General features: G+C 73.3%; 19 protein-coding genes. 11 read left to right on the top strand and 8 right to left on the bottom strand.

Features of this window, described 5'->3' with window-relative positions:
- Window positions 1-73: 73 nt before the first annotated feature.
- Window positions 74-814, bottom strand: a complete 741-nt coding sequence (locus V9U70_RS17655; protein WP_336676357.1) for a chaplin — start codon at window positions 812-814, stop codon at window positions 74-76.
- A 585-nt stretch (window positions 815-1,399) separates the two neighbouring features.
- Here V9U70_RS17655 and V9U70_RS17650 point away from each other — a divergent pair.
- The 6 genes from V9U70_RS17650 (at window position 1,400) to V9U70_RS17625 (ending at window position 4,408) form a co-directional block, all read left to right on the top strand.
- On the top strand, window positions 1,400-1,801 hold the full coding sequence (locus V9U70_RS17650) for a rodlin (RefSeq protein ID WP_336676355.1): 402 nt from the start codon (window positions 1,400-1,402) through the stop codon (window positions 1,799-1,801).
- Window positions 1,802-2,118: 317 nt separating this feature from the next.
- Complete coding sequence (locus V9U70_RS17645) at window positions 2,119-2,352, top strand: chaplin (RefSeq protein ID WP_336676354.1); 234 nt, start codon at window positions 2,119-2,121, stop codon at window positions 2,350-2,352.
- 249 nt (window positions 2,353-2,601) lie between these two features.
- Complete coding sequence (locus tag V9U70_RS17640; protein ID WP_336676353.1) at window positions 2,602-2,892, top strand: hypothetical protein; 291 nt, start codon at window positions 2,602-2,604, stop codon at window positions 2,890-2,892.
- Window positions 2,893-3,087: 195 nt separating this feature from the next.
- The gene (locus V9U70_RS17635) at window positions 3,088-3,498 is read left to right on the top strand and encodes a rodlin (RefSeq protein ID WP_336676352.1); all 411 of its coding nucleotides are present in this window, start codon (window positions 3,088-3,090) and stop codon (window positions 3,496-3,498) included.
- 157 nt (window positions 3,499-3,655) lie between these two features.
- Entirely contained in the window at window positions 3,656-3,856 is a 201-nt protein-coding gene (locus V9U70_RS17630; RefSeq protein ID WP_336676351.1) for a hypothetical protein, read from the top strand.
- Window positions 3,857-4,000: 144 nt separating this feature from the next.
- A complete protein-coding gene (locus V9U70_RS17625; protein WP_336676349.1) occupies window positions 4,001-4,408 on the top strand; it encodes a rodlin in 408 nt (135 codons plus the stop codon).
- Window positions 4,409-4,599: 191 nt separating this feature from the next.
- Here the strand turns inward: V9U70_RS17625 and V9U70_RS17620 are convergent, their stop codons facing one another.
- Window positions 4,600-5,100, bottom strand: coding sequence for a DUF5949 family protein (locus V9U70_RS17620; protein ID WP_336676347.1), 501 nt, complete (start codon window positions 5,098-5,100; stop codon window positions 4,600-4,602).
- A 365-nt stretch (window positions 5,101-5,465) separates the two neighbouring features.
- On the opposite strand from V9U70_RS17620, the gene rsgA reads away from it, so the two are divergent.
- Together rsgA and V9U70_RS17610 are read left to right on the top strand one after the other, a co-directional pair.
- The gene (rsgA, locus tag V9U70_RS17615; RefSeq protein ID WP_336676345.1) at window positions 5,466-6,620 is read left to right on the top strand and encodes a ribosome small subunit-dependent GTPase A; all 1,155 of its coding nucleotides are present in this window, start codon (window positions 5,466-5,468) and stop codon (window positions 6,618-6,620) included.
- Window positions 6,621-6,693: 73 nt separating this feature from the next.
- A complete protein-coding gene (locus tag V9U70_RS17610) occupies window positions 6,694-8,064 on the top strand; it encodes a DNA-3-methyladenine glycosylase 2 family protein (RefSeq protein ID WP_336676834.1) in 1,371 nt (456 codons plus the stop codon).
- Between the two features lie 41 nt (window positions 8,065-8,105).
- Here V9U70_RS17610 and V9U70_RS17605 read toward each other — a convergent pair whose 3' ends face one another.
- Window positions 8,106-8,588 carry a DUF456 domain-containing protein gene (locus V9U70_RS17605; protein WP_336676343.1) on the bottom strand — a complete coding sequence of 161 codons (483 nt, stop codon included), beginning with the start codon at window positions 8,586-8,588 and terminating at the stop codon, window positions 8,106-8,108.
- Window positions 8,589-8,671: 83 nt separating this feature from the next.
- Window positions 8,672-9,661 carry a helix-turn-helix domain-containing protein gene (locus V9U70_RS17600; protein WP_336676342.1) on the bottom strand — a complete coding sequence of 330 codons (990 nt, stop codon included), beginning with the start codon at window positions 9,659-9,661 and terminating at the stop codon, window positions 8,672-8,674.
- 353 nt (window positions 9,662-10,014) lie between these two features.
- Here V9U70_RS17600 and V9U70_RS17595 point away from each other — a divergent pair, with 353 nt between their 5' ends.
- From V9U70_RS17595 to V9U70_RS17585, 3 genes are all read left to right on the top strand, one after another.
- Window positions 10,015-11,592: a protein phosphatase 2C domain-containing protein gene (locus V9U70_RS17595; RefSeq protein ID WP_336676340.1), complete on the top strand. Its 1,578-nt coding sequence runs from the start codon at window positions 10,015-10,017 to the stop codon at window positions 11,590-11,592.
- Between the two features lie 111 nt (window positions 11,593-11,703).
- A complete protein-coding gene (locus tag V9U70_RS17590) occupies window positions 11,704-13,446 on the top strand; it encodes a pyruvate dehydrogenase (RefSeq protein ID WP_336676338.1) in 1,743 nt (580 codons plus the stop codon).
- A gap of 340 nt (window positions 13,447-13,786) precedes the next feature.
- On the top strand, window positions 13,787-14,149 hold the full coding sequence (locus V9U70_RS17585) for an ATP-binding protein (RefSeq protein ID WP_419724001.1): 363 nt from the start codon (window positions 13,787-13,789) through the stop codon (window positions 14,147-14,149).
- 46 nt (window positions 14,150-14,195) lie between these two features.
- On the opposite strand, the gene V9U70_RS17580 is transcribed toward V9U70_RS17585, so the two are convergent.
- The 4 genes from V9U70_RS17580 to V9U70_RS17565 form a co-directional block, all read right to left on the bottom strand.
- Window positions 14,196-15,299 (bottom strand): DUF2637 domain-containing protein, encoded by a 1,104-nt coding sequence (locus V9U70_RS17580; RefSeq protein ID WP_336676334.1) that lies wholly within the window; start codon window positions 15,297-15,299, stop codon window positions 14,196-14,198.
- Window positions 15,300-15,491: 192 nt separating this feature from the next.
- Window positions 15,492-16,340 (bottom strand): (2Fe-2S)-binding protein, encoded by an 849-nt coding sequence (locus V9U70_RS17575; RefSeq protein ID WP_336676332.1) that lies wholly within the window; start codon window positions 16,338-16,340, stop codon window positions 15,492-15,494.
- Window positions 16,341-16,796: 456 nt separating this feature from the next.
- The gene (locus V9U70_RS17570) at window positions 16,797-17,579 is read right to left on the bottom strand and encodes a hypothetical protein (RefSeq protein ID WP_336676331.1); all 783 of its coding nucleotides are present in this window, start codon (window positions 17,577-17,579) and stop codon (window positions 16,797-16,799) included.
- Window positions 17,580-17,752: 173 nt separating this feature from the next.
- On the bottom strand, window positions 17,753-19,579 hold the full coding sequence (locus V9U70_RS17565) for a PucR family transcriptional regulator ligand-binding domain-containing protein (protein WP_336676329.1): 1,827 nt from the start codon (window positions 19,577-19,579) through the stop codon (window positions 17,753-17,755).
- Window positions 19,580-19,744: the final 165 nt, after the last annotated feature.

Here is a 19,744-nt window from a genome sequence, read left to right as displayed (position 1 = left end):
CGTGACGCGGAGAAGGTCCGGTCGGGACAGCTCTCACTGTTCCGACCGGACCTCATTGCGCGCAGGCGCGCCGTCAGTCCCGCGCGCTGCGGTTGCGGCGCATCAGCACGGTCCCGCCGAGCAGCAGCGCGGCGCTCGCGCCGGCGGCCAGCCCGAGGTCGGCGGTGCCGGTGGCGGCCAGCTGCGGGTCCGGGACGTTGGGGCCGACGGTGTCCGTGCCGGAAGAGCCGGACGTGTCAGTCCCCGGGGCGCCAGGGGCGTCAGGGGCGTCCGTGCCGGAAGAGCCGGACGTGTCAGTCCCCGGAGCGCCGGGGGCGTCCGTGCCGGGGACGTCCGGAGTTCCGGGCGTGCCGGGCGTGCCAGGCGTGCCAGGCGTACCCGTGCCGGGGGCGTCGGTCGGCGGCTCCTCCACGGGCGGCTTGTCGACGGGCGGCTGGTCCACCGGGGGCTTGTCGACGGGCGGCTTGTCGACGGGCGGCTGGTCCACCGGGGGCTTGTCGACGGGCGGCTTGTCGACGGGCGGCTGGTCCACCGGGGGCTTGTCGACCGGCGGGGGGCCCTCCTTCGGGCCGTCAGCGTTCACGCACGTGTTGCCGAAGGCCGGGTTCAGCAGGGCGATCACGTTGACGGTGTTGCCGCAGAGGTTGACCGGGATGTGCACCGGCACCTGCACGGCGTTCCCCGAACCGACACCCGGCGAGCCGACGGCAGCTCCCTCGGCCGACGCGTCGGCGTGTGCGGTGCCGCCGACCGCGGCCAGGAGGCCTGATGCGGCCGCCATGACGATGATGCCTTTGTTCAAGACCTGTCGCATTACTCGCCCTTCCTTAGGACAATTCGCGAGGACATCGCGTGGGAGCTTCGCGCCCGGAGCACGGGGGACCGTCGGACGGAGCCGCCGCACAGTCGGAGCCTGCGGGAAGCGGTGGTGCAACTCGCCATCACGTGCACGCTGGACGATCTCTCTAACGACGGACAGGCGAGCGGGAAACTTCGAGTTGAGTGAAAAATGCGTACTCACCCGAACGGATGACGGGTCTCTCTCCCGCACCCCCAGCCCGCAGAAAGGGAAAAACGATTCGCTTCTAGCCCGAGTCGTAATCCTTGAGGTTGACGTCTCAGGGGCGTGCGCCTGATGTGCGGGCGGCGGGCCGATGGCGCCGGCCCCGGCCGCCCGTACGGGCGAATCAGCCTGTCGCAGGGGCGCGCGGTTCCTTCACGCGCAAACGGCCGCGCCTGCGGAGGCGGGCGGTGGGCGCGCGGCCTTCCGGCGATCGTGCTCCGGCGCGGTGCGCCCCCCGGCGCCCGGCATTCGGGTGAATGGGCGGAACCAAAACCCCGGTGCCGAGTTGGTCAGAACGCTCCGCTACGGGGCAACCAGGTACGAGAAGGGTTTATCGTGATCAAGAAGGTTCTGGCCACGGGTGCTGTCGCCGCCTCCATCCTCGGTCTCGGCTCCACGCAGGCCATGGCGATCGCCAACGACGGCGGCACGACCACGGTCAACGGCAACGGCGCTTCCCAGTCGTACGGCAACGCCGAGACCCACGGTGACTGGAGCCCGCAGTTCGCGCTCATCCAGGGTTCGCTGAACAAGCCCTGCATCGCCCTGCCGGCGAAGGCGAACCTCGGTTCGCTCATCGGCGTCGTGCCGGTCACGGTCCAGGACATCAACGTCCTGTCCTCCCCGCAGAACCAGCAGTGCACCGAGAACTCCACCCAGGCCAAGGGTGACGAGGCCCTGTCGCACATCCTGGAGGACATCCCGATCCTCTCCGGCAACGGCGCCGCCAACAACTGATCGACAGCCACCCCATCCCGGGCCCGGGCCATCGGCGTTCCTCCACCGATCGGCTCGGGCCCGTCGCTGTCGCGGGACGGCGTTCCGCTCTCCCGTGGGGCGGCAGTCGGCTCACCGTCCGCATCTCTCGTGGCGCCGCCCCACGGGCACTACGTCATTCGAGCGGATAAACCGGAAACTCGCCCGCCGAGGAGTTTCGATTCCCGGTGCCCGTCGTTATGCATGGCAGCGCCGGATTCACTGGCCGGGCAGGGCCCGGCTCGGGCGGGCACGCCAGCCGTGACCGCCCCGGAATCCACCGAGGAAAGGTACGAGAAGTGAAGTACACCAAGATCGCCGCTGTCGCCGCCGGAACGCTCATGGCGATGGGCTTCGCCGCGCCGGCCATGGCCGACGCGGGCGCCGGGGCCGTCGCCACGAACTCCCCGGGCGTGCTGTCCGGCAACATCGTGCAGGTCCCGATCCACATTCCGGTCAACCTGTGCGGCAACACCGTCAACGTGGTCGGCGTGCTGAACCCGGCCTTCGGCAACACCTGCGTCAACGCGTGAACGACTGACCGGCCGGGCTGACCGCCCGTACCGGCCCGGCCCCGGGCGGCATCGGCCGCCCGGGGCCTTCGCGTTGCCCCGGCCGATGTTCTCCTCCTGTCGGCGGGAGAAAGTCCCGCGGGCACAGTTTCCCGCGAGCAGCCGGATCGTTATCCCTCACGAAAGCGGCAGAGGTCACAGGTAAAGAAAGCTTGTGCGCGGCACGGAAACGTGACCGAAGCAGATGCCGTGCGGAAGGGAACCAGAAAAGTGAAGTACGCGAAGACCGCCGCGTTCATCGCCGGCTCGGTGGCTGCCCTCGGAACGGCTGCTCCCGCCTTCGCCGCCACTGACGTCACGGCCCCCAACTTCAGCCTCGACCAGGGCCTCAACCAGGTGATGGCCAGCACTCCGCTGGTCGTGAACCCCCTGGTGGGCACCGTCGCGGAGACGGCGGAGACGGTGTCGAAGAACGGTACGGTCCGCAAGCTGGCGGACCAGGCCACCGACGCGGCCGAGGGCGCGGCTCCGCTGCTCGGCGGAGTTCCGCTCGGCCGCTGACCGGCGCAGTGCGGCACCCCGAACCCTTCACCGGCCGACATGTCTCCCGCGTCCGATCCGCGTCCTCGACGGACGAGCGGGACGGACAGCGGAAAGCATCGTTCGAGTGAAAGAGCACAACCACCACCCGCCGGACGGAGTTGAGCAGAGCGCTCCGTACAGGCGGGCACAGGAACATCCCAGAAGGGCTTTTTTATGATCAAGAAGATTATGGCCTCGGCAGTCATGGCTGCCTCGGTCGTCGGTGCCTCCGCCGCAGCCGCCCCGTCCGCCATGGCGATCGCCAACGACGGCGGCACGACCACGGTCAACGGCAACGGCGCTTCGCAGGCCTACGGCAACTCCGCCACCCACGGTGACTGGAGCCCGCAGTTCGCGCTCATCCAGGGTTCGCTGAACAAGCCCTGCATCGCCCTGCCGGCGAAGGCGAACCTCGGTTCGCTCATCGGCGTCGTGCCGGTCACGGTCCAGGACATCAACGTCCTGTCCTCCCCGCAGAACCAGCAGTGCACCGAGAACTCCACCCAGGCCAAGGGTGACGAGGCCCTGTCGCACCTCCTGAACGACATCCCGATCCTCTCCGGCAACGGCGCCGGCAACAACTGAGACCGGATGACCCCGGGCCCCCGCTGACTTCCTCGAACTTGTCGGGAACGGCCCGGAAACCGCCTGTCCGCACCGTGTGATCCATGTGGGGCCGGTGGTTGGGCCAGATGCCTGAGACCCGGCCAACGTTACCGGCCGGGCGGGGTAAGGCCTCTGCATGGATGCGTACGACGGTCATACCCCGCAGAGCAGAGAGCGACGGCCCGCACCGGGCGGCACCCCGATCTACGACCGGCTCGTCGCCGAGTGGCTGGCGGCCGGACGTGGGCGGCCGCTGCCCGCCCACCAGGAGCCGGGCGTGAGCCGGGGCGGCTTCGTGCCGGCGGCCCGCGCCTCGGGCGAGGCGGCCGGGGGCTGAGGGCCTGGGACCCGTTCTCGGCAGAGGCAGCGGCGTCGACCTTGCGCCAAAACAAACCCATTTGAGTGGTGCTGCGCAACCAATCAGGCCGTCGGCAGTTGATCAGTACGTTCCACAAGGGGACGTTCCGAAAGGTGAAGCTTGATGAAGAAGATGATGGCCGGCGCTGCAGTGGCCGTGTCCCTGCTCGGTCTGTCCGCGGTCGGGGCTCCCACGGCCATGGCGATCGGCAATGACGGTGGCACCACCACGGTCAACGGCAACGGCGCTGAGTCGGAGATCGGCAACGCCGAGACCGAGGGCGCCTGGAGCCCGCAGAACCAGCTGGTTCAGGGCACCCTGAACAAGCTCTGCGTCGGCCTGCCCGCCAAGGTGAACGTCGGTTCGCTCATCGGTATCGTGCCGGTCACGGTCCAGGACATCAACGTCCTGTCCAACCCGCAGAACCAGCAGTGCACCGACAACTCCACCCAGGCCAAGGGCGACGAGCCGCTGTCGCACATCCTGGACGACATCCCGGTCCTGTCGGGCAACGGCGTCGGCAACAACTGACGTACCGAGCGCGGGCGGTCCGGAGGTCACCCTCCGGGCCGCCCGCTTTCGTTCTGCGCCTCCCCGTCGCACGAGCCCCACGAAGAGGGCCACACGGAGGGGGCCGTACGGAGATGCCCACCACCCCCCGTGGAGTGGTGGGCATCTCCGTACGGCTCCCTCCGGGCCTTGGGGAGGGGCGGGCGCGGGCCTCAGCCCAGCGAGCGGACCGGGAGCAGGCAGTGTGCGGAGGTGCGGACGACCTCTTCGTCGGTGGCGAACGCCCGCAGCCGGTCCTCGCTCACCGGCTGCCCCGGCACGGCCTCGGGCCAGGGGCTCGTGGCGAACATGCCGTACACCTGGCCCTGGCCCAGGGCGGCCGCCACCCACTCGGCGGGGGCCGGGTACTGCGCCTTCAGGTGAGGCAGCGTCAGGACGGCCTGTCCCGCCTCGACGAGGAGCTTCACCTGAATGTTCGGGGAGATGGACGCGTCCTGGATCGGGCCGCCGACCTGGAGGCCCGCGGAGTCCAGCGCCGTGCGCAGGGCCTCGCGGCCGACCTCCGGGCCGTCCTGTCCGTCGCCCAGCGAATAAGCGAGGAGAAAGGCGGTGTCCTGTTCGGCGTCGGGCTGCCGGCCACTCCAGCCGATCAGGATCTGAGTGCCCAACTGGGCCTCGGTGTACGTGCCGTTGGAGGTCTTGGGTGTGGTCATACCCGGCACCCTAACGGCCCAGGACCGGCCACTATGCATGCGTATCACCCGATCGAGGGAAGACGTGGGTAACTCCGGTGAAACGTCCGGTCGGACCCTCCGTCACGCTGCACCGGGACGTCGGAGAAAACCTGTTGACGCCGCTCCCGGGGGCCGGGCTAGGGTGGGCACCGTTCCGCAGGCCGACCGCGCCTGCGGCCCGGGACCAGGGGAATCAGGAGGTGAGGACATTGATGACTGTCGTTGCGATGGGCACTGCCCGCCAGAAGAGCATCGTTCTCATCCCCGTGGCCACCGGCTGATCCCTCAATCCGTATCCACCGCGCCGAGCGCGCGTGCCGGGGCCACCCTGTGAAGGGTTTCCCTTGTCTTTCTCGTTTCTTCCGGCCCCCACCTCCCCGCACCCGCTGGCCCCGTACGGCTGGGACGAGGACTGGGCGGCCGCTTTCTCCCCGTACGCCGAGCAGGGGCTCCTGCCGGGGCGGGTCGTGCGGGTGGACCGCGGTCAGTGCGACGTGATCACCGCTGACGGCCCGGTCCGCGCCGACACCGCCTTCGTGGCGCCGCGTGACCCGATGCGGGTCGTCTGCACCGGCGACTGGGCGGCCGTCGACGCGGACGGCGACCCGCGGTTCGTCCGTACGCTGCTGCCGCGCCGTACCGCCTTCGTCCGCTCGACCTCCTCGCAGCGGTCCGAGGGGCAGGTCCTCGCCACCAACGTCGACCACATCGCCATCTGCGTCTCGCTCGCCGTCGAACTGGACCTCGGGCGTCTGGAGCGCTTCCTCGCGCTGGCCCTCTCCAGCTCCAGCGGCGCCGCGCTGCTGGGGGAGGGGAACGGCTCCGACGCGTGCCGCCCGCAGCCGATCGTGCTGCTCACCAAGGCGGACCTGGTGCCCGACGCCGTCACCCTGTCCCACCTGGTCCAGGACGTCGAGGCCATCGCCCCCGGCGTGCAGGTGCTGCCCGTCAGCTCCACCACGGGGGAGGGGCTCGACGTGTTCGGCGCCGTCGTCTCCAGTGGTACGAGCGTGCTGCTCGGCATCTCCGGCGCGGGCAAGTCCACGCTGGCCAACACCCTGCTCGGCGGGGACGTGATGGAGGTGCGGGCCGCCCGGGACGTCGACGGCAAGGGCCGGCACACCACCACGACCCGCAACCTCCTCGTCCTGCCGCACGGGGGCGTCCTCATCGACACCCCCGGACTGCGCGGGGTGGGCCTGTACGACGCCGGGGCCGGGGTGGGGGAGGTGTTCTTTGAGATCGAGGAGCTGGCCGCGGAGTGCCGCTTCCACGACTGCGCGCACGAGGCGGAACCGGGGTGCGCCGTGCTGAGCGCGCTGGCCGACGGCAGCCTGCCCGAGCGGCGCCTCGACAGCTACCGCAAGCTGCTCCGCGAGAACCGGAGGATCGTCGCCAAGACCGATGCCCGGGTGCGCTCCGAGCTGCTGCGGGACTGGAAGCGCAAGGGTGCGCTCGGGCGGGCGGCGATGGAGGCCAAGCGGGGCCGGGTGCGGTAGCCGCCAAACGCCCGGTTCGACGTCCGAAAACCGCGAGTGCGGCAGCGGGAGCTGCCGCACACTGGACGGTGTGATGGACGAACGGACCAGGTACGAGGCGGTGAGCAGCCGCGACGCGCGGTTCGACGGCGCGTTCTTCTTCGCCGTCGTGACCACCGGCGTCTACTGCCGGCCGAGCTGCCCCGCCGTCACCCCCAAGCGCACCAACGTGCGCTTCTACCTCACGGCGGCGGCGGCTCAGGCCGACGGCTTCCGGGCCTGCCGCCGCTGCCGCCCGGACGCGGTGCCCGGCTCCGCCGAGTGGAACGCGCGCGCCGACGTCGTCGGCCGGGCCATGCGCCTCATCGGCGACGGCGTGGTGGACCGCGAAGGCGTCCCCGGACTGGCCGGGCGGCTCGGATACAGCGCCCGGCAGGTCCAGCGCCAGCTCAACGCCGAGCTGGGCGCAGGCCCCGTGGCGCTCGCCCGTGCCCAGCGTGCCCACACCGCCCGGGTGCTCCTCCAGACCACCGGACTGCCGGTCACCGAGATCGCCTTCGCCGCCGGCTTCGCCAGCGTGCGGCAGTTCAACGACACCATCCGGCGGATCTACGCCCGCACCCCCAGCGGGCTGCGCGCCGAGGCCGCGACCGGACTCGGCGGCAGACGCCGCGAGAGCGCGCGGACCGGCATTCCGCTGCGGCTCGCCCACCGCGGTCCGTACGCCGCCGCGGCCATGTTCGACCTGCTGGGCGGGGAGGCGGTCGCCCGGGTCGAGGAGATGGCGGGGCCGGCCGGGCGGCGGACGTACCGGCGCACCCTGCGGCTGCCGTACGGCGCCGGGCTCGTCGCGGTCGAGGAGGCGTCCCCCGGCCCGTGGCTGGAGGCCCGGATGCACCTCACCGACCTGCGCGACCTGACCACGGCCGTTCAGCGCGTGCGTCGCCTCCTCGACCTGGACGCCGACCCGTACGCCGCCGACGAGGCCCTCGCCTCCGACGCCCGGCTCGCCCCGCTGGTCGCCGCCCGCCCCGGACTGCGCTCACCGGGTGCGGCGGACCCGGACGAGGCCGCCGTGCGGACGCTGGTGGGGCGCAGGGCGGCCGAGGAGCTGGTGGAGCGGTACGGGAAGGCGCTGGACCTGCCGTGCGGCGGGCTCACCCACGTGTTCCCCGAGCCCGCCGCGCTCGCCGACTCCGCCGAGGACCCGGTGCTGCGCTCCCTGGCCGCCGCGCTCGCCGACGGGCGGCTGCGGCTGGACGCGGGGGCCGACCGGGACGAGGCCGAGCGGACGCTGCTGGCCCTGCCCGGGATAGGCCGGCGCACCGCCGCGCTGATCCGGATGCGGGCGCTCGGCGACCCGGACGTGGACCCGTACGGGACGCCGGGGGCCGGACGGTGGCGGCCCTGGCGCTCGTACGCCGTACGCCACCTGGAAGCGGCCGCCGCGGGGCCCCGGGCCTGACCGGCCGGCCCGCGGCCCCCGCCGCCGCCCCCCGGAGCGGGTCAGCCCCAGAGCACCGCGCCCAGCCACGCCCCCGCCACCAGCAGACAGGCGAATAGCTCGACCAGCACCGCGTAGCCCGTGGCCCGCATCACGGAACGGACCGACGCCCATCCCGCGCCCGCGCTTCCCAGCCGCAGCCGCTCCGCACCGAAGACCGCCCCCACGTACCCGAGGACGCCGCCCACCACGGGCACCGCGAAGAACCCCGCGATCGCCGCGACCCCGCCGATCACCAGGGTCCGGCGGGGCGCGCCCGACTCATCCGGCCGACGCGGCGGCAGCAGCGGCCTGAGGGCCTGGTTCAGCAGCATCAGGGCCGTCGCGCCGATCAGGACGCCCCACGCGGTCGGCGTCATGTCCGTCAACGCCCACCACAGCACCGCCGCCCAGACGATCGCCTGGCCCGGGACGCCCGGCGCCAGCACGCCGACCAGGCCCAGCAGGATGACCAGGCCGACGGCGACGAGCTGCCACACACTCATCCGACCAGCCTGCCGGAGAGCGCACCGCCCCGCCCGCCGGCGCACCCCGGTCCCGCGCGGTCCTCCCGGACGCGGCACGGCGCTCAAGCGGGCGCGGTACGGGCCACCCAGCCACGTTCGTACGCCTGCCAGCCCAGCTGGAGGCGCGTCGAGACCCCCGTCAGCTCCATCAGCCCCTTCACCCGGCGCTGCACGGTACGCAGCCCCAGGTCCAGCTGCTTGGCCACGCTGGCGTCCGTGAACCCCGCCAGCAGCAGCGACAGGATCTCCAGATCGGTCGGGTCGGGGCCGGCCCCCACCTCGTGCGCCCCGCCGCGCTCGCCCAGCCGCAGCGGCATCGCCTCCCGCCACACGGCCTCGAACAACCCCGTCAGCGACTCCAGCAGCCCGCTCGCGTGCACCACCAGCGCGGCGGGCTCCGCCCCGCGCCCGGACAGCGGGACCATCGCGAGGCTGCCGTCGGCCACGACCAGCTTCGTCGGCACCCGCTCCACGACCCGGCACTGTTCGTGGCGGCTCAGCGCGGCCGACAGCTCCAGGACGCCGGACGGCAGAGACAAAACCTCGCGCTCGACCACCGTCCGGCAGACCACCCCGCGCGAGGCGGCCCGCTCCTCGGCCTCGTTTTCCGCCCCGGTGACCGCGATCGGCGCCCCGGTGACCAGAGCGCACACCTCGGACACCGCGCCCAGCCGCAACTGGTGGAAACGCTGGGCGACCGCGCTCGCCCCCGTCACGACCTCCACCAGGTCGTGCACGGCCGGCTCGCCCGACTCGGCCCGGTACTCCTCGGCGAGCAGCGCGGACGCGCGCTCCGCCTGCTCCAGTTCGTGCCGCTGCTGGATCAGCAGCGCGCCCAGGGCCACCCCCGGCGGAGCCGCCACCCAGCGGCCCGGCCGGGCCGAGGACCGGGCGGCCAGCCCCTGCTGCTCCAGCCGTCGCAGCACCCGTTCGGCGTCCGTCTCCGGCAGTGCCAGCCGGCGCGCGAGGTCGGTGAGTTCAGCGGCCCCCGCCGCGACGAGCACGCGGTAGACGGCTTCCTGTCTCTCGTCGAGACCTATGGCCCCCAGCATTCTTTGACCTCCCCGGGTGTGATGAGCGCCCATCGCGGCGTGCCTGCCTGCGGGCCCCCGTGCGACGGGAATGGGCCACGGCGTGAACCCGCCGTGCACATCATCCCCCGTGCCCCTGAACGCTCAGCCACCGCCGCTCCAACGGCCTCCGGAATGAGGCTCCTTGATGCGCTTCCTTCCGTAATGACCCAGGGAGAGCGATGCGCCCGATATCGTGTACGGCACTCGGAGCGGCGGCCGCCGTGCGCGCCCTCGCCGCGCTCGCACCGGCCACGGCAGCGCCGCGGCCCCGGCTCCAGGCCGCTTTTCCCGATGCCCCGTTCCGTGCGGCCCCGGCGGTGAACAATGGAGGCATGAGTCAGCAGGGGGAGAAGCCCACCGCCCACGAGGACGAGTGGTGGCGCAAGCTGTACGACGTGACCGCCCCGGACGCCGGCGCCGGCAGCGCTGCCGACAGCCTCGACGACCGCTTCGACTCCGTGTCCGACACGGTGGGCGGCGACCACCGGGACGCGGCGCGCGGGTCCGCCCGCGGCGCGTGCGCGGAGGAGCGCGAGGGCCCGCCCCGGAGTTCGCCCGCACAGGCGTACGGTCCACCGGAGCCCACGCGGCCCGCGGCGCCCCCGGGCGGCCCCGTAGCCCGGGCCGCGTCCGAGCCGGAGCCGTCGCCTGCGTCCGTGCCCGTACCGCGACCCGAGCCCGCGGCGCCCGCTTCCGCACCCGTGCCCGAGCCCGTGAGCGGGTCCACCCCACCGCTTGCCGCCCGCCGGCGATCAGCCTCGTCCCCGCGCCCGCCCGCCCCCGCACGGCCCGCCGCCCCTCGCACCGTCGCCTTCCCCGCCCCCTGGGAGCCGCCCTCAGGGCCGCCCGGGCCGCGCACGTTCGCCGCGCCGGGGCCGGGCCGGCCCGCCGGGCCGGTGGAGGCGGGCGACGCCCCCGGCCCGTCGGCGGATGCGACGGCCCCCGTACGGCCCGTCGTCCGGCGCCTCGGGGACCGGCCGCCCACCTACGACGCCGATCCCGGTGCGCTGCCCGCGGCCACCTCGCAGAGTCTGGAGGGGCTGGCCCCCGACACCGTGCTGGACGGCGCCCGGTACGGGACGTACACGCTGCGCGCCGCTTCCGTACGGGGCGACTTGGCCCGCTTCCGCGGTGAGCCCCGGCGCGACGCGCTGCTCACCGCGCGCTTCGGAGACGCGGAGAGCGCCCTCGTCCTCGTCGCCGTCGCCGGAGGGACGCGGGCCGGGGAGGCGGCGCACCTGGCGGCGGCCGACGCGTGCCGGTGGATCGGCGGGTCCGTCGCCCGCAGCCACGCCCGGCTCTCCGCGGACATAAGGGCCGGCCGGCGCGACGCCCTCAGGTCCGGGCTGCACCGGCTCACCGACCGTACGTACGGCAAGCTGCGCGCCCGCGCCGCCGCGGGGGGCGTGGCCCCCGCCGCGTACACCGCGAGCCTGCGCTGTCTGCTGCTCTCCGCAGACCCCGACTGCCGCACCCGGGTCTTCTTCGGCACCGGAGGCGGCGGGCTCTTCCGGCTCCGCGACGGCCTCTGGCAGGACCTGGAGCCCCTGGGCGAGGAAGGGGGCGCCCCGCAGCCGTCGCCCGGACGGAAGGAGAAGCCTCGTGAGGCCCGGCCGGCCCCGGATGCTCCGATCACGGTGGTGCCGGCGCCGGACGGCGGCAGCCGCACTCCCCGGCCCGCCGAACTCTTCCGGTTCCGGGCCTCCGTGGCGCGCCCCGGCGACATGCTGCTCCTGTGTGGCGCCGGGCTCGCCGAGCCGATGCGCGGCGAGCCGGCGCTCCCGGAGGAGCTCGCACGGCGCTGGGGGACCGGCGGGCCGCCCGGACTGCCCGCCTTCCTCGCCGACGTGCAACTCCGGGTCAAGGGGTACGCCGACGATCGCACGGCCGCCGCCGTCTGGGAGGCGTGACCGGGCGCGCCGTGGGTTGATGGACCTCGGAGCCCGGCCGCTCGATGGATGCGGACTCCGGAGTCCGGACAGCCGAAGTGCAGGGAGCACGGGCAAGGAAGGTGCGCGGCCATGGCCAAGCAGAACGTGGCGGAGCAGTTCGTCGACATCCTCGTGAGGGCAGGCGTCAAACGTCTGTACGGTGTCGTCGGCGACAGCCTGAACCCGGTCGTGGACGCCATCCGGCGCAACTCCGCCATCGACTGGGTGCACGTCCGCCACGAGGAGACCGCTGCCTTCGCCGCCGGAGCGGAGGCGCAGGTCACCGGCTCGCTGGCGGCCTGCGCCGGCTCGTGCGGACCGGGCAACCTCCACTTGGTCAACGGCCTCTACGACGCGCACCGCTCCATGGCGCCGGTGCTGGCGCTCGCCTCGCACATCCCTTCCAGCGAGATCGGCCTCGGCTACTTCCAGGAGACCCACCCCGAGCTGCTGTTCCAGGAGTGCAGCCACTACAACGAGATGATCTCCAACCCGGAGCAGATGCCGCGGCTGCTCCAGACGGCCGTCCAGCACGCGATCGGGCGCGGCGGCGTCAGCGTCGTCTCGATGCCCGGCGACATCGCCTCCCGGCCTGCGCCCGAGAAGACCGTCGAACACGCGCTGGTCACGGCGCGGCCCACCGTCCGCCCCGGCGACGACGAGATCGACCAGCTCTGCCGGATGGTGGACGAGGCCGAACGGGTGACCCTGTTCTGCGGCAGCGGCACGGCCGGGGCGCACGCCGAGGTGATGGAGTTCGCCGCGAAGGCCAAGTCGCCGGTCGGCCACGCCCTGCGCGGCAAGGAGTGGATTCAGTACGACAACCCGTACGACGTCGGGATGAGCGGGCTGCTCGGATACGGAGCGGCCTACGAGGCGACCCACGAGTGCGACCTGCTCATCCTGCTCGGCACCGACTTCCCGTACAACGCCTTCCTCCCCGACGACGTGAAGATCGTCCAGGTCGACGTGCGCCCCGAGCACCTGGGCCGCCGCTCCAAGCTGGACCTCGCGGTCTGGGGCGATGTCCGGGAGACGCTGCGCTGCCTGACGCCCCGGGTGAAGCCGAAGACCGACCGCAGGTTCCTCGACCGGATGCTGAAGAAGCACGCGAACGCCCTGGAGGGCGTGGTCAAGGCGTACACCCGCAACGTCGAGAAGCACACCCCGATCCATCCCGAGTACGTCGCGTCCGTCCTGGACGAGGTCGCCGCGGAGGACGCGGTGTTCACCGTGGACACGGGGATGAACAACGTCTGGGCGGCGCGCTATCTGACGCCCAACGGCAAGCGCCGGGTGATCGGTTCGTTCACCCACGGCTCGATGGCCAACGCCCTGCCGCAGGCGATCGGGGCCCAGTTCACCGACCGGAACCGGCAGACCGTCGCCATGTGCGGAGACGGCGGGTTCTCCATGCTGATGGGCGACTTCCTCACCCTGGTGCAGTACGACCTGCCCGTGAAGGTGGTGGTGTTCAACAACTCCTCCCTCGGCATGGTCGAGTTGGAGATGCTGGTCGCGGGGCTCCCGTCCTACGGGACGACCAACAAGAACCCCGACTTCGCCGCCATCGCCCGCGCGGCCGGCGCCTGGGGCGTACGCGTGGAGGAACCCAAGCAGGTGCAGAGCGCGCTGAGGGACGCCTTCAAGCACAAGGGCCCCGCGCTCGTCGACGTGGTCACCGACCCGAACGCGCTCTCCATTCCGCCGAAGATCAGCGCTGACATGGTCACCGGCTTCGCGCTCTCTGCCAGCAAGATCGTGCTGGACGGCGGAGTGGGCCGGATGGTCCAGATGGCCCGCTCCAACCTGCGTAACCTGCCGCGCCCCTGAGGGCTTCGATCCCGGGCCCATCGCGACGGGGCGCGGGCCGTGCGGAGCCGGCGGAAGCTGCGCCCACGCGGTGACGGCGTGCGCGGGTGGCGGAATACCGTGCGCCCCTCGCCGCTCCCGACCGTTCACTTATTGACGAGTCACCAAGCGTGGCCGTGCGCGTACAGGGGCATGCATGCCGTGAGGCTGTTCGACGGACAGCCGGACCGGAGGAGGTCGGTGCGCTGTGCGGGCGGGGGAGATGACCAGAAGTCAGGAAGGGGCCGGGGTCGCTGAGGGACGCGTCCCCCGTGGCCGGAGACCCGGGGCGATGTCGCCGTCGCCCCTGATGCACCGCAGGGTGGGCCACACGGAACGGTCGGCGGTGGGCGACGTGCGTCGCGAGCTGCGGGAGCTGCTCCTACACCGCTGCGGGCCGGAGCAGATCGACGTGGCGGAGCTGCTGGTGAGCGAGCTGGTGACCAACGCACTGATCCACACCCGGCACGGCGCCGTGGTCACGGCCACGGCGACGGCCACCGCCCTGCGGGTGGGGGTTCAGGACTTCGCGGCGGACCTCCCCGCGCCGTACGTACCGAACGCCGACGACGGTACGCACGGCAGGGGCCTGATCCTGGTCCGGAGCCTGGCCGACGCCTGGGGCGTGGAGGCACGAGCCCTCGGCAAGGTGGTCTGGTTCGAACTGCACGGCCTCCGGCCCTGAACCGCGTGCCGCTGAGTGGGCGGGCCNCCCCCGGGGGCCCGCCCACTCAGCCGAACTGCTGCTCCAGATCCTTGAGCTTCTGTTCCAGGGAGTCGAGCCGGGGAAGCGCCTGTGTGTCGTCCTCCGCGGTCAGGTCGACCGTCCGGGGGTCACTTCCCTGGGTGCGGGCGCCCTGGCCCTTCGCGCTCGGACCGTCCGCAGGCTGCTTGGGCCCGACGGCTTGGAGGGATGGCCGGGGGCGCAGAGGCAGCTGTCCCGGCTCCGCTATGGCAGGCTCCACGGCGGCCGGCGGCCCGGAGCCCGCCGCTGGCGCGAGTGCCGGCGCGTCCACCTGGCGCCCGAGTCGGCCGCCGCGCCCCCAGGCCCGGTTCTGCCGGTTCAGGGCTTTGATACGGGCCCGGTCCAGCTTCTCCTGGTCCCGTCTGCGCAGCCGGTCCTGCTCGCGTTCCCTGCGGTCCTCCCGCACCTCGTCCACCGCCTCGTCCAGCGTGCGGACGCCCTCCAGGAGCATCAGCGACCAGGCGCCGAAGGTCTCCCGCGGAGCCCGCAGCCAGCGGACGATCCGGATCTGCGGCAACGGGCGGGGCACCAGGCCCTGCTCGCGCAGCGCGGCGCGGCGGGTCTGCTTCAGCGCCCTGTCGAAGAGCACCGCGGCCGAGAGGGACATCCCCGCGAAGAAGTGCGGAGCGCCCGCGTGGTCCAGGCCCCGGGGGGCGTGCACCCAGTTGAACCAGGCGGCAGCCCCGGCGAACGTCCACACGAGCAGCCTGGAACCGAGCGCCGCGTCGCCGTGGCTCGCCTCCCGCACGGCCAGCACGGAACAGAACATCGCGGCGCCGTCCAGCCCGAACGGGACCAGGTACTCCCAGCCTCCGCTGAGGCTCAGGTTCTGCCGACCGAAGCCGACGAGCCCGTGGAAGGAGAGCGCGGCGGCGACCGCCGCGCAGCAGAACAGCAGGACGTACGAGGCGGTGGCGTACAGCGCTTCCTTGCGCCTGCGGCGTTCCTCGCTGCGCTCCCAGGAGTCGTCGGCCGCGGCCTTGCCGGCGGCGCGCTTGCCGCGTGCGACCACCGTCACCGCCGCCATGACTCCCACGAGCAGCACGGCGCCCGGAAGCAGCCAGTCAAGCGATATGTCGGTCAGTCTCATGCGCGGTCCCTTGCGTCACGTAGGGCGTTTCGTGCGCCATCGTGACGGAATTCCCGTCCGGCTCCGGGGCTTTCGGGACAAGAGCACGCCATGGGGGTGGCAGAGGATATCGATGGGTGGAATCTTCTCGTACCCTCGTACGGATGCACTGGGAAACGTTCGCATCCACGTCATCCGGACGGGCGGTGTGGATCAGGAAGCCGCCGCGAGCTTCCGCACCCGGTCGGTGTCACAGGTGCGCGGACAGGTGACACAGGTGTCCTCGGGGCGCAGGGTGTAGAAGAGGCAGCAGCTCGCCCGGTCCCGGGTCGGCAGCGGCCGGCCGTCGGGCCCGGTCAGCTCCCGGAAGCCGGCGGCGCCGACGTACGGCTTCGTCGTGCCGGGGAGCAGCAGCTCCAGCTCGGCCATTGCGCGTCGCTCCTCGCCCAGCAGGTGCGCGATGTACCAGAGGCCCTCGACGATCTCGTCCGTCGCCATCCCCCACAGCGCCCGCTTTCCGCGCCGCATGCGCGGGCCGAACCCCTCCAGCACGGGACCGAGGTGCTCGGTGAGCGAGGCCAGGACCTCGGCCCGCAGCGCTGCCTCGTCGTCGACGACGCGAGCGCCGGGCAGCGCGGCTGCCGGATCGTGCGGCAGGCATGCGAACTCCCCGACCCTGACGGTCAGATGGCCCAGCGCCCGCTGGAAGGCGACGTCCTGGACCGGGATGCGCGGCACCCGGCGTTCCAGGAACCAGGGCACGGTCACCAGCAGGCAGGCGGGCCACGCGTACCGGTGCAGGCCGAGGCTGGCCACCACGTCCGGGCGGGCCTGCTGTCCGTAGTCGCGCAGCACCTGCGCGTCGTCCCAGGCCAGGAAGGCGTCCACGGCCGCTCCGCCCGCCGCCAGCTCGGCCGCGCCGACCCAGCCCGCGCCGGACGGTGCGGGGGCGTCGGCGTCGAGCACATCGGCGCGCAGGCCGGGGAAGACCTGGGCCAGACGTCCGTACGCAGCGGTCACGGGGGACGTCGCGGCATTGGTGAACGGCGGGGAGAGGGTCATGCAGGGACCACCGAATCGGGATCGTTTGCAGGTAAGGCTAACCTTACCCGACGTCATCGATGTTTGGACTGCAGCCTCTTCCTTCTATCGTGCACACGAGACGGGGCATACGCGAGTCGGCCCGCGGCAGGCGGAGGATCTCAGGAGGCGGGAGGGGCGCGTGCGTCGGGGTGCGCGTCCGGCGCGGATCTCCGGCGCACCCCGCGTGTCCCGGCCCCGGCCGGCGCGCGGGCCGGGGCCGGGGGGCGCGCCCCGCGACCCGGCGGACAGGGCGTGCCGCACCGCGCGGTCATGACCGCCCCGCGCCCGGAGGAGCGGCGGCGGGGATGACGCGAAGGCCGCCGCGGGGCGTGTGGCAAGGGTGACGGCCGCCGCCCTGGCCGTGGGGGCGGCCCGCCGTTCCGCCCCCGCCCGGCCGTCACACGCCGCTCGCCGCCCCCGCCCGGCGCCCTTCGCTCAGCTCGCCCCCGCGGCGCGCTGGGCCGGAGGGCCGAGGCGCGGGGCCAGCCAGGTGGGCACGCCGCCCAGGAGGCGGAACAGCCGTCCGGCTTCCGCGCGCAGCCGGGCTGCCTCCGGTTCCGGCTCGGCGTCGGCGAGGGAGATCAGCGCCGGGGCCGTGCCGACCAGGAAGCCCAGCTCCTCCCGGATGCGCAGCGACTCCGAGAAACCGTGCCTGGCCTCCGCCAACTCGCCCTCATGCAGGGCCAGCGCGGCCAGATGCCGCCAGGTGGAGGAGAGCAGCAGGCGGTCGCCCCGGGTGGTCGCACCGGCGTGCGACCGGCGGAAGGCGGCGCGCGCCGACTGCGGCGAGTCCGCGATGTTCTGGGCGATCAGCCCACGCCGGAAGTCGAGCAGCGGTCGCGCCGGCGATGTCGGGGCCAGCAGCGCGGCCGCCCGGCTCAGTGCGACGCTCGCCTCGTCGGCCCGGTCCCGGTTCGCCAGGAGCGTCGAGGCGTACGCGAGGTGCCCCCGTTCGCACGCGGCCGCGCCGCGCTCGTCGTCGGTGCGCGCGATGGCCTCCGCCGTGCGCAGCGCGTCCTCGGCGTCGGTCCAGCCCTGGCCGGTGTAGAGGCACCGTTCAGTCAGCAGGGCGGTGCGCTGGAGCGCCGCCGCGGGATCGGTCGCCGCGTGCGGCTCCAGCAGGGCGGCCGCGTCCAGCCAGCAGGCGCGTGATCGCAGCCGCCATACCGCTGTCTGGAGCGGCGGATCGTCATCTGCTGTCGTTCCGGAACCAGACATGGCGGTATGCGCCACATTGCCCTCCCCGAGCGCGCCATTGTGCTGTTGGGTACGGCCGCATCTCAGCACGGATTGGCACGCCGGGCCAAGGGGTCCGGACCATGTCAGGTGAAATATTTCACAATCGGTGGGAGTGCGACCGGGTCCGAAAAGGGCCTGGGTGGGCCGGGGGATCAGCTCATGCGCAGGGCGAGGAAGAAGTCGAGCTTGTCCTCCAGGCGGGAAAGGTCCCGCCCCGTCAACTGCTCGATTCGTCCGACGCGATAGCGCAGCGTGTTGACGTGCAGATGCAGCCGGGCAGCGCAGCGCGTCCAGGAGCCGTCGCAGTCCAAGAACGCCTCCAGCGTCTCGATCAGCTCCGCACGGTGGCGCCGGTCGTAGTCGCGCAGCGGGTCCAGCAGCCGCGCGGTGAAGGCGCGCCGCACGTCGTCGGGGACGAACGGCAGCAGCAGCACATGCGAGGCCAGCTCGTGATGACCGGCCGCGCAGACCCGCCCCGGGCGGGCCGCCGCCACCCGGCGGGCGTGCCGGGCCTCCTCCAGCGCCCCGCGCAGCCCGTCGGCCGAATACACCGCCGCGCTGACACCGAGGGTCAGCCGGCCGTCGTCGGCGAGGCCCTCCGAGAGGGGTTCCCGCACGGAGGCGAGCAGCGCGTCGGCGTGCAGCGCCGGGTTCCCGAGCTCCGTGGCGGCCCCGCCGTCGGCTTCGGCCGGGAGAGCGCCCTTCGCGCGCTTCTTCACCCCCTGGCCCGTGTCCTCGACAGCCGCGGCCGGGGGGAGCGGAGCGCCCGGGGCCGGGGCGGCGGGCAGCGGGACCAGCGCGATGGCCTCCTCGCCCGTGTGCGCGACGGCGATCCGGTCCGCGGAGTCGGGGCCGCCGACCGCCGGGTCGACGAGGATCTCCTCCAGCAGGGCCTGGGCGAGGGGGCCGCCCGCGTCGCCGCCGGAAGAGCCCGCCGGGCCCGTCGAGCCCGCAGGGCCCGACGCGGTGGGTCCGGCCGGTGTGTCCCAGTCGACCCGGGCCACCACGACCTGCCACTGCGGGGTCCCGCCGACGCCCGGCAGCAGGACCGGGGCGGCGACCCGCAGCCGGGCCGCGATCTCGGCCGGCGCGGCGCCCGCCTGGACCAGTTCCAGCACCTCCTGGGCGAGCCGGCGGCGCACCGTGCGGGCCGCGTCCCGCCGGTCGCGTTCGACCGCGATCAACTGGGTGACGCCCTGGAGCAGGTCGAGCCGTGCGGCGGGCCAGTCCGAGGCGTCCGCCTCTACGGCCAGCAGCCAGTCTGACAGGACCGACTCCCGCGCGTCGCGGGCGGCCGGGGCCGCGCCCCTGCCGGTGGTGCGGATCGGGAAGAGCGCGTACGTCCTGCCCGCGACCGCTGCCCGGTGCGGCCCCCGCCTGCCCGTCCGGGTCGCCGCCAGATGGCGCCCGGCCAGCGCCGCGCCCAGCGGCCCCGGCAGCGGCTCGCCCGCCCCGGCGATCTGGCGGCCGGTGGGGGACAGGACCCAGGCCCGCAGGTCCAGGTCGGAGGTGAGGAGGTCCAGGACGACCTCGGGGCCGCCGCCCGCCGGTCCCGAGGTCATCAGCCGGCGGTGCCGGTCCACCACGGCCGCCAGATCGCCCGCCCGTTCGCCGGACACCTGGCGCACGACGTGCTCGGTGATCGCGGCGAACGCCACGGTCTCGTGCACGGCGAAGAGCGGGAGCCGGTGCCGTACGCACGCCTCGACCAGATCCGCGGGCACGTCGCCGAGCTCCGCCTCACCGGCCGCGAGCCCGGCCACCCCGGCCCCCGCCAGAATCCGCACGAACGGCTCCGAGTCCGCCGCCCCCCGGTGCCAGGCGAGGCCCGTCAGCACCAGCTCGCCCCCGGAGAGATAGCGGCTGGGGTCGCGCAGATCGGTCGTCATGACGCCCCGGACCGTGCGGTCCAGCTCGCTCTCGCCGCCGAGCAGCCGCAGGCCCAGCGCGTCGGTCTCCAGCAGTGCGCGCAGCCGCATGTCGTCGCCGCCGTTCTTTCCGTGGGTGATGGACCGGGTGGATGAGGAAGGTGGGTGGGGGAGTGGGTGGAGGGCAAGGTACGCGGGTGAAGCAGTGCGCGGGCGGGGGAGCCCGTGAGGCCAGGGGGTACCTGTGGAGTGCGGTGAGGCCACCGGTTCCCGCCA

The sequence above is a fragment of the Streptomyces pratensis genome, from assembly GCF_037137275.1.
Lineage (GTDB): Bacteria > Actinomycetota > Actinomycetes > Streptomycetales > Streptomycetaceae > Streptomyces > Streptomyces pratensis_B.
The sequence above is the reverse complement of the archived record's forward strand: the minus strand, read 5'-3'. Positions and strand labels throughout refer to the sequence as shown.